The organism is Streptomyces sp. AF1A, assembly GCF_047340315.1.
In the GTDB taxonomy this organism is placed as follows: domain Bacteria; phylum Actinomycetota; class Actinomycetes; order Streptomycetales; family Streptomycetaceae; genus Streptomyces.
Window position 1 is genome coordinate 1 of record NZ_JBLEBI010000378.1, and the last position, 1,296, is coordinate 1,296.

At 70.1% G+C, this 1,296-nt stretch carries 1 protein-coding gene; it reads left to right on the forward strand.

Annotated features, from left to right (window positions below):
* On the forward strand, positions 1–1,296 hold a 1,296-nt coding region (locus ACLU3S_RS36965; RefSeq protein WP_413956349.1), incomplete at both ends, for an Ig-like domain-containing protein.

Genomic DNA, 1,296 nt, shown 5'->3' on the forward strand with positions numbered 1-1,296 from the left:
GCCACCCTCCTCGGTACCGGCACACTGGCCGGTGGCGTCGCCACCCTGACGACCTCGACTCTCGCGGTGGGCTCGCATTCCCTGACGGCGGTCTACAACGGTGACGCGGACTTCACCGGTTCCACCTCGCCGGTCGACGCGCAGACCGTGGCGCAGGCGGCGACGACCACGGGCCTGGCGTCGGCGCCTGATCCTTCGGTGTTCGGGCAGGGCAAGACGCTCACTGCGACGGTTGCCGCGGTTTTGCCTGGTGCGGGCACGCCGACGGGGACGGTGGACTTCTTCGACGGTGCCACTCTCCTCGGTACCGGCACACTGGCCGGCGGCATCGCGACATTCACCGTCTCCACCCTCAGTGTCGGAACCCACTCCCTGACCGCGGTCTACAACGGTGATGGGGACTTCACCGGCTCCACGTCGCCGGTCGATACGCAGACGGTGTCGCAGGCGGCGACGACCACGGGCCTGGTGTCGGCGCCTGATCCTTCGGTGTTCGGGCAGGCGAAAACGCTCACCGCGACCGTCGCCGCCGTTCCTCCCGGCGCCGGCACACCCACCGGCACCGTCGACTTCTTCGACGGCGCCACCCTCCTCGGCACCGCCACACTCGCCGGTGGCGTCGCCACCCTGACGACCTCCGCCCTCAGCGTCGGAACCCACTCCCTGACCGCGGTCTACAACGGTGACGCGGACTTCACCGGCTCCACCTCATCGGTCGACACGCAGACCGTGACCCAGGCCGCGACCACAACCGCGCTGGCGTCGGCACCGGACCCCTCGGTGTTCGGGCAGGGGAAAACGCTCACTGCGACGGTTGCCGCGGTTTTGCCTGGTGCGGGCACGCCGACGGGGACGGTCGACTTCTTCGACGGTGCCACCCTCCTCGGCACCGGCACACTGGCCGGTGGCGTCGCCACGCTGACGACCTCCGCCCTCAGCGTCGGAACCCACTCCCTGACCGCGGTCTACAACGGTGATGCGGACTTCACCGGCTCCACGTCACCGGTCGATACGCAGACCGTGACCCAGGCCGCGACGACCACGGGCCTGGCGTCGGCACCGGACCCCTCGGTGTTCGGGCAGGCGAAAACGCTCACCGCGACGGTTGCCGCCGTTCCGCCCGGTGCGGGCACGCCCACCGGTACGGTCGACTTCTTTGACGGTGCCACTCTCCTCGGTACCGGCACACTGGCCGGTGGCATCGCCACCCTGACGACCTCGACTCTCGCGGTGGGCTCGCACTCCCTGACCGCGGTGTACTCCGGTGACGGGGACTTCACCGGTTCCACCTCGCCC